Below are 8,084 nucleotides of genomic sequence, written 5' to 3'. Positions count from 1 at the left end.
GGCTGTTGCCGAGACGGTCGAGGAGGCCGCTGAGGAGGCCGTCGAGGCCCCTGCCGCTGCTCCCGCTCGCCGTCGTCGTCGTGCGACCCGTGAGGTTGCGGCTCCGGAGGCTGTTGCCGAGACGGTCGAGGAGGCCGCTGAGGAGGCCGTCGAGGCCCCTGCCGCTGCTCCCGCTCGCCGTCGTCGTCGTGCGACCCGTGAGGTCGCCGCCCCCGAGGCCGTCGCCGAGGAGCGCGAGGAGGCCGCCGCGCCCGCCGGCCGTACCCGCCGCCGGGCCGCCCGCCGCGCCGCGGCGCCGGTCGGCGAGCCGCTGGCCGCGCCGGTGCTGGCCGAGGAGAGCGAGGCGATCGCCGAGGCCGCCGAGGTCGTCGAGCGCGGTGCCCAGGAGGCGCCCGGACGCCGCCGTGCCGCGAAGCCGCCGACGGCGGTCTTCCGGGCCCCGGTGTTCACCGAGCCGATGTTCCAGACGCCGGAGACCGCTGCTGCCGCCGCTGCCGCGGCCGCCGCCGAGGAGCGGCAGGTCGAGGAGGAGGCCGAGGAGGAGCCGGCCGAGCGTCCGTCGCGCCGCCGTCGCCGGCGCCGTGGCGAGCCCGCCGAGGTCGCCGAGCCGGTCGTGACCGAGGTCGAGGAGGCCGCCGAGGAGGAGGCTGCCGAGGCCGAGGCCGAGGAAGAGGAGCGCGAGGAGGAGGGCGAGCGCCCGTCGCGCCGTCGTCGCCGGGGCGGTCGTCGCCGGCGCCGTGGCGAGGCCGCCGACGCCGAGGGTGCCGAGGAGGACGTGACGGCCGAGGAGGCCGCCGCGGAGGAGGAGCCCGAGGCCGGCGAGGAAGAGGGCGAGGAGGCCGAGGAGGGCTTCTCGTCGTCCGCCGGCAGCCGTCGTCGCCGTCGCCGTCGCCGTCGCAGCGGTGAGTCGATCGAGGCCGAGCCGGGCGCGGACGAGCCGGAGCGCACGGTCGTCAAGGTCCGTGAGCCGCGTGCCTCGCGCCTGGAGGGCGGTACCGGTTTCGACGAGGTGCAGTCCATCAAGGGCTCGACCCGCATGGAGGCGAAGAAGCAGCGCCGCCGTGAGGGCCGTGAGCAGGGCCGCCGCCGGGTGCCGATCATCACCGAGGCGGAGTTCCTGGCGCGCCGCGAGGCCGTCGAGCGCGTGATGGTCGTGCGTCAGCAGGGCGACCGCACCCAGATCGGCGTGCTGGAGGACAACGTCCTCGTCGAGCACTTCGTCAACAAGGAGCAGGCCACCAGCTACGTCGGCAACGTCTACCTGGGCAAGGTCCAGAACGTGCTGCCGTCGATGGAGGCCGCCTTCGTCGACATCGGCAAGGGCCGCAACGCCGTCCTGTACGCGGGCGAGGTCAACTTCGAGGCGCTCGGCATGGCCAACGGCCCGCGCCGCATCGAGACCGCGCTGAAGTCCGGCCAGTCCGTGCTCGTCCAGGTCACCAAGGACCCGATCGGCCACAAGGGCGCCCGCCTGACCAGCCAGGTCTCGCTGCCCGGCCGCTACCTGGTCTATGTGCCCGAGGGCTCGATGACCGGCATCAGCCGCAAGCTGCCCGACACCGAGCGGGCGCGGCTGAAGCAGATCCTCAAGAAGATCGTCCCCGAGGACGCGGGCGTCATCGTGCGCACCGCCGCCGAGGGTGCGAGCGAGGACGAGCTGCGCCGTGACGTCGAGCGGCTGCAGGCGCAGTGGGAGGACATCCAGAAGAAGGCCAAGCAGATCTCGACCAGCGTGCCGAGCCTGCTGTACGGCGAGCCGGACATGACGGTCCGCGTCGTGCGCGACATCTTCAACGAGGACTTCTCCAAGGTCATCGTCAGCGGTGACGAGGCGTGGCAGACGATCCACGGCTACGTCTCGCACGTCGCGCCCGACCTGGCCGACCGGCTGCAGAAGTGGACGTCGGAGGTCGACGTCTTCGCCACGTACCGGATCGACGAGCAGCTGGCCAAGGCGCTGGACCGCAAGGTCTGGCTGCCCAGTGGCGGCTCGCTGGTGATCGACCGGACCGAGGCGATGGTCGTCATCGACGTCAACACCGGCAAGTTCACGGGCCAGGGCGGCAACCTGGAGGAGACGGTCACCAGGAACAACCTGGAGGCGGCCGAGGAGATCGTGCGCCAGCTGCGGCTGCGTGACCTCGGCGGCATCATCGTGATCGACTTCATCGACATGGTGCTGGAGTCCAACCGGGACCTGGTGCTGCGGCGCCTGCTGGAGTGCCTGGGCCGGGACCGTACGAAGCACCAGGTGGCCGAGGTCACCTCGCTGGGGCTGGTCCAGATGACCCGTAAGCGGGTGGGCCAGGGCCTGCTGGAGTCCTTCTCCGAGCAGTGCGTGCACTGCAACGGCCGCGGTGTGATCGTCCACATGGACCACGCCATGACCGTCGGCGCCGGTGGCGGTGGTGGCGGCGGCAAGCGCGGCCGCAAGAAGGGCAAGGCTGCGGCCGTCGAGGCCGCTGTCGTGCCGGCCGTCGAGGCTCCTGCCGAGACGCCGGTCGCCGAGGCCCCCGAGGCCGTGGAGCTGGAGCCGGTCGCGGTGACCGAGGCCGACCTGCAGCCGGAGGTCGGGGCGGACGAGGAGTGGTTCGGCAGCCCCGCCGAGGCGGAGGCGGCAGCGCGCCGCGGTGGCCGTACGCGTCGCCGGGCGACCCGCAAGGTGTCGGCCCCGGCCGGTGCGCCGAAGGCCGCCGAGCCGGCGGAGGTCGTCGTTCCGGTGGCGGAGCCGCAGGCGGCTCCCGAGCCGGTGGCCGAGCCGGCCGAGGCCGTCTCGCCCGTCGAGCCCGTGGAGGCGCCGGCCGCCGAGGCCGCCGCTCCCGCGCGGCCGCGGCGCCGGGCGACCCGTCGGGCGTCCGCTCCGGCGGGCGCGCCGAAGGCGGCCGAGGAGGTCGTGGTCGTGGTGGCCGCACCGGCTGCCGAGGCCGCCGCGGAGCCCGTGGTGATGGCCGAGGCGGACGTCGAGGTGATGACCGAGGCCGCCGAGGCTCCGGACGCCGCTGAGGCCCCCGAGGCCGCTGCGGAGGCCGTGGAGGCCCCCGAGGCTGCCGAGGAGCCCGAGGTCGCCGCGGAGGAGGCCCCTGCCAAGAAGACGGCTCGTAAGACGGCCGCCAAGAAGGCGACGACCAAGAAGGCCGCGGCGAAGAAGACCACCACGGCCAAGAAGGCGGCGGCCAAGAAGACGACCACCGCCAAGAAGGCGACGGCCAAGAAGGCGGCCACCAAGACCGCCAAGAAGGCCCCTGCCAAGAAGACGGCGACCAAGAAGGCCGCCGCCGAAGCCGTGGCCGAGTCCTCCACGGAGGGCTGACGGCCGCGGGCCCCGTGCCGCCGGTCCGGAAACGAAGGACCTGCGGTACGGGGCCCGGTTTGACCCCCTGGTCAAGGCCCCGTAACCTTGACCGTCGGTGTCCGTGCGTCCCGCGCGGCACCGAAACCCCTGAGCAAACACCTCCCGGCGCTCGCCGGGGGAGGCCGCTCGTCCTTTCGGACCGTCACGGTGCTTCGGCCCGTGCGAGCGGCTGGCGTCAGAGGTCCGTTCCTAGCGAGAGAGAGTTCCGCGTGTACGCGATCGTGCGCACCGGCGGCCGTCAGCAGAAGGTTGCTGTCGGCGACGTCATCGAGGTTGACCGTATTTCCACCAGCAAGGTCGGCGACACCGTCGAGCTCTCCACGCTGCTGGTCGTCGACGGTGACGCTGTCACCAGCGACCCGTGGGTCCTGGCCGGCGTGAAGGTCCAGGCCGAGGTTGTCGACCACCACAAGGGCGACAAGATCCGGATCCAGAAGTACAAGAACAAGACCGGTTACAAGAAGCGCATCGGCCACCGCCAGCTGCACACCGCGCTGAAGATCACCGGCATCGACGCCCCGGCGAAGTAAGGGACTGAGAACACATGGCACACAAGAAGGGCGCATCGTCCACTCGGAACGGTCGCGACTCCAACGCTCAGCGGCTCGGCGTGAAGCGCTTCGGCGGTCAGGTCGTCCTCGCCGGTGAGATCCTGGTCCGCCAGCGCGGCACCCACTTCCACCCGGGCGCCGGCGTCGGTCGCGGTGGCGACGACACGCTGTTCGCGCTGCAGGCCGGTGCGGTGCAGTTCGGCACCCACCGTGGCCGCAAGGTCGTCAACGTCGTTCCGGTCGCCTGATCATCTGATCAAGGCTCCGTAGAGCGACAGTAGAACGACAGTTCGAGGGCGGACCTCCCTTCCCGGCTCGGGAAGCGGGTCCGCCCTCGCTGCGTTACACCAAAGACAATCCCGTATGTATCTGGAGGCACACCGCTATGACCACCTTCGTGGACCGCGTCGAGCTGCATGTCGCCGCGGGTAACGGGGGCCACGGCTGTGCCTCCGTGCATCGCGAGAAGTTCAAGCCGCTCGGCGGCCCCGACGGGGGCAACGGCGGTCGTGGCGGTGACGTGACCCTGGTCGTCGACCAGTCCGTCACCACCCTTCTGGACTACCACCACAGCCCGCACCGCAAGGCCACCAACGGAAAGCCCGGCGAGGGCGGCAACCGCTCCGGCAAGGACGGCACCGACCTGGTGCTGCCCGTCCCGGACGGCACCGTCGTCCTCGACAAGCGCGGCAACGTCCTCGCCGACCTCGTCGGCCAGGGCACCACCTACATCGCCGCCCAGGGCGGCCGCGGCGGCCTCGGCAACGCGGCGCTGGCCTCTGCCCGCCGCAAGGCCCCCGGCTTCGCGCTGCTCGGCGAGCCGGGCGACGCCCAGGACATCGTCCTGGAGCTCAAGACCGTCGCCGACGTGGCGCTGGTCGGCTACCCGAGCGCCGGCAAGTCCTCGCTGATCTCGGTGCTCTCCGCCGCCAAGCCGAAGATCGCGGACTACCCCTTCACCACCCTCGTGCCGAACCTCGGCGTGGTCACGGCCGGCTCGACCGTCTACACCATCGCCGACGTCCCCGGCCTGATCCCCGGCGCCAGCCAGGGCAAGGGCCTGGGCCTGGAGTTCCTGCGGCACGTCGAGCGCTGCTCGGTGCTGGTGCACGTCCTCGACACCGCGACGCTGGAGTCGGAGCGCGACCCGCTGACCGACCTCGACGTCATCGAGGCCGAGCTCAAGGAGTACGGCGGCCTGGAGGACCGGCCCCGCATCGTCGTCCTGAACAAGGTCGACATCCCCGACGGCAAGGACCTCGCCGACATCATCCGCCCCGAGCTGCAGGCTCGCGGCTACCGCATCTTCGAGGTCTCCGCCGTCTCCCGCATCGGCCTGAAGGAGCTGTCCTTCGCCCTGGCCGAGATCGTGGCCGAGGCCCGCGCCGCCAAGCCCAAGGAGGAGGCGACGCGCATCGTCATCCGGCCGAAGGCCGTCGACGACGCCGGCTTCACCGTCACCCTGGAGGACGACGGCATCTACCGCGTGCGCGGCGAGAAGCCGGAGCGCTGGGTGCGCCAGACCGACTTCAACAACGACGAGGCCGTGGGCTACCTCGCCGACCGCCTCAACCGCCTCGGTGTCGAGGAGGAGTTGATGAAGGCCGGTGCCCGGGCGGGCGACGGCGTGGCGATCGGCTCCGAGGACGACGCGGTCGTCTTCGACTGGGAGCCGTCGATGTCCGCCGGTGCGGAGATGCTGGGCCGCCGCGGTGAGGACCACCGCTTCGAGGCGCCCCGTCCCGCCGCCCAGCGCCGCCGCGAGCGCGAGGCGGAGCGCGACGAGGCCCAGAGCGAGTACGAGGGCTTCAACCCGTTCGGGTGAGGGACGGCTCCTGTGTGACATGCCGTTGGCCGGGCTGCGCGTGCGCAGCCCGGCCAACGGCATTCTCCGTGTGTTCTCAGCCGCCCGGTTGGGAGGCGCCCGCGGCCGAGGCGAGGCGGGGTGCGGGGATCTCGGAGGCCCGGGCCTCCATCCGTACCCGCCGCTCGTCCGCCTTCGCCGCCAGTGCCCTCACCGCCGCGTCGAAGCGGACCAGGGACGGCGGGTCCGCCGGCCCCAGCAGCTGGACCTTCAGCTCCTGTCGCGCCCCGGCCAGCGCGTCCAGCGCGGGGTCGCGGACGGAGGCGAGCAGCCGCGCCACGCCGCGCGCGTCCGGGGTGAGGATCGTCGCCGCGCTCACGGTCGGGTAGTTCGCCCGGAACTCCTCCTCGCCCATGCCGCTGGTGTTCGCCACCGCGTACGGCTTCTCGCTGACGAGGAAGTCCGACACGACGCTCGACACGTCGCTGATCAGCAGGTCGGACCGGTTGAAGCAGCTGAACAGCGCCGGCCGCACATCGGTGACGACCTGGTGCTCCCACTCCGGCAGCGAGGCCCAGAACGCCTCCTCCCAGGCGGCCGTGGCGGCCTCGACCGCCTCCGCCCGGCCCGGCGGCGGGGTGCTCTGCAGCAGCATGCGCTCCACCTCGTCCGCACTCTCGCGGAAGGCGGCGGTGGTCAGCCGGTCGAGCTCGGCCGTCCGGTGGGCCAGCTCGGCGGCGGCCGCGGGCCCGGGCCGGGGCCCGCAGCGCTCCGCGTTCGCCGCGCGGATCATCGCCTGGATGCGCGCGTCGGCCCGCGCGGCCCGCCCGTCCACCGACCCGGTCATCGGGTGCGGCTTGTACAGCAGCCGTACGCCGGGGTCGGCGAGCAGCTCCCGGACGATGTTCTCGCCGGCGAGGACGACCGAGGTGTTGCCCGGGTTGCCGTCCCAGCCCTCCCACGTGGGCGCGTAGAGCACGGTGACGTACGGCTTGCGGGCCGCCGCGCCCGGTGCGGCGGTGCGGATGGGCGCGAGCTGGGGGCGGCCCACCTCGACGACGTCCTTGTCCTCGACGCCGATGTCCGCGAGCCGGTAGCGCTCGCGGGCGGCGGGGCCGGCGACCCAGACCTCGTCGTACGCCTTGGCGTAGGGGTTGCAGCTGGAGAGCTTGTCGCTCTCGCCGTGGTTGATGAATGCGTGCTTGATGGAGGGCATGCGCAGCACCTGCGAGGTCTTGCCGGAGTTGGCCGGGTGCAGCATCGCCTTCAGCGAGGACTTCTCCAGGGCCATCAGGTGCACGACCTTGGGGATGCACACGACGGGCAGGTCGGTGGCCTCGATCTTCTGCATCATGAAGCGCTCGCGCAGCACGACGATCGGGTTGCCGCCGAGCGCGCCGAGCGTGGAGAGCCACATGTTGGCCTGGTAGGCGGAGGTGGTGCCGCCGGAGAAGTACATGCCGACGGTGGGCCGGTACTCCGCCAGCCACCCGTCCAGCCACTCCAGCGCCTGCCGTTCGCCGGCGACGCGCTTGCCGGGCAGCAGCCAGGTGGCCAGGTACGCGGTGCCGGCCGCGCCGAGCGCGAGCGCGAGGCCGACGCCCGCCAGGGCCCACCGCCCCTCGCCCGTGCCGGCCGTCGCCAGCAGGCCCGCGGTGGCCGGCACGGCGAACCGCAGCAGCCGGCGGCCGTGCTGACGGGCCAGCAGGCGCGGCGGGGCCGGCGACAGGCCCAGCCCGGAGGCGTCGACGTTGCGGGTGAGGAACGGCAGGGTGCGGCTGCGGCGCACCAGGATCGCCAGGGTCTGGCAGGCCAGGTGGGTGGCGTAGCACAGGGCGAGGGCGAGGAAGACCGGCGCGTAGTCGCGCAGGGAGCCGTTGCCGTGCAGGCGCAGCAGTCCGATCAGGAGCAGTATGTCGCGCAGCAGCTGGCGCACCATGACATCGAAGCGGATCTTGCCGAGCACGGCGATCAGGCCCGGGTCGCAGTGCTGCAGGTACACGTCGAGCGCCAGGCTCGCGGCCGTGGCGCAGATCAGGAGCGCGCTGTGCGGTGCGAGGGCGGCGGCGAGCTGCGCGGCGGAGAGGGCCAGCATCGTGAGCAGCGCCGCGAGCTGCACGGCCCGGCGGGTGGCTGTTCCGGCGGAAGGCACGGGGGAACTCCTGGCAGGAACTTCGAAAGTGAAGGGGAGCCGCCGGCCCGACAGCGACCTGTGACGACTCGACTACCGACCGTACGACGCCGGCGGTCGGCGCTCAATCTTCCACACCAGCACCGGCCCGATTTCGCAGGCGAACGGCGGCAAATGGGTACGGGGTAGATTTGCCGTTCCGACAGGGCCGGCGGCGGCCACGGCAGCGATGACAGAGGTGTACGT

Annotated in this window: 5 protein-coding genes; 4 read left to right on the top strand and 1 reads right to left on the bottom strand. The window is 72.5% G+C overall.

Translation table 11 applies throughout. The features are described from left to right. The 4 genes from AB0K17_RS10060 to obgE form a co-directional block, all read left to right on the top strand. A partial coding sequence (locus tag AB0K17_RS10060) for an Rne/Rng family ribonuclease (protein ID WP_365982718.1) occupies positions 1-3,310 on the top strand: 3,310 nt, incomplete at its 5' end. A gap of 251 nt (positions 3,311-3,561) precedes the next feature. Beyond that, the gene (gene rplU, locus AB0K17_RS10055) at positions 3,562-3,882 is read left to right on the top strand and encodes a 50S ribosomal protein L21 (RefSeq protein WP_018538042.1); all 321 of its coding nucleotides are present in this window, start codon (positions 3,562-3,564) and stop codon (positions 3,880-3,882) included. A 14-nt stretch (positions 3,883-3,896) separates the two neighbouring features. After that, positions 3,897-4,151 carry a 50S ribosomal protein L27 gene (gene rpmA, locus AB0K17_RS10050; protein ID WP_344434308.1) on the top strand — a complete coding sequence of 85 codons (255 nt, stop codon included), beginning with the start codon at positions 3,897-3,899 and terminating at the stop codon, positions 4,149-4,151. 137 nt (positions 4,152-4,288) lie between these two features. After that, the gene (gene obgE, locus AB0K17_RS10045; RefSeq protein WP_365969627.1) at positions 4,289-5,728 is read left to right on the top strand and encodes a GTPase ObgE; all 1,440 of its coding nucleotides are present in this window, start codon (positions 4,289-4,291) and stop codon (positions 5,726-5,728) included. Positions 5,729-5,804: 76 nt separating this feature from the next. Here obgE and AB0K17_RS10040 read toward each other — a convergent pair whose 3' ends face one another. Further along, on the bottom strand, positions 5,805-7,859 hold the full coding sequence (locus AB0K17_RS10040) for a hypothetical protein (protein WP_365982717.1): 2,055 nt from the start codon (positions 7,857-7,859) through the stop codon (positions 5,805-5,807). Positions 7,860-8,084 lie beyond the last annotated feature (225 nt).

Source organism: Streptomyces sp. NPDC049585, from assembly GCF_040675615.1.
Taxonomy (GTDB): domain Bacteria; phylum Actinomycetota; class Actinomycetes; order Streptomycetales; family Streptomycetaceae; genus Streptomyces; species Streptomyces luteosporeus.
This window is presented reverse-complemented; position numbering and strand designations above follow the sequence as displayed.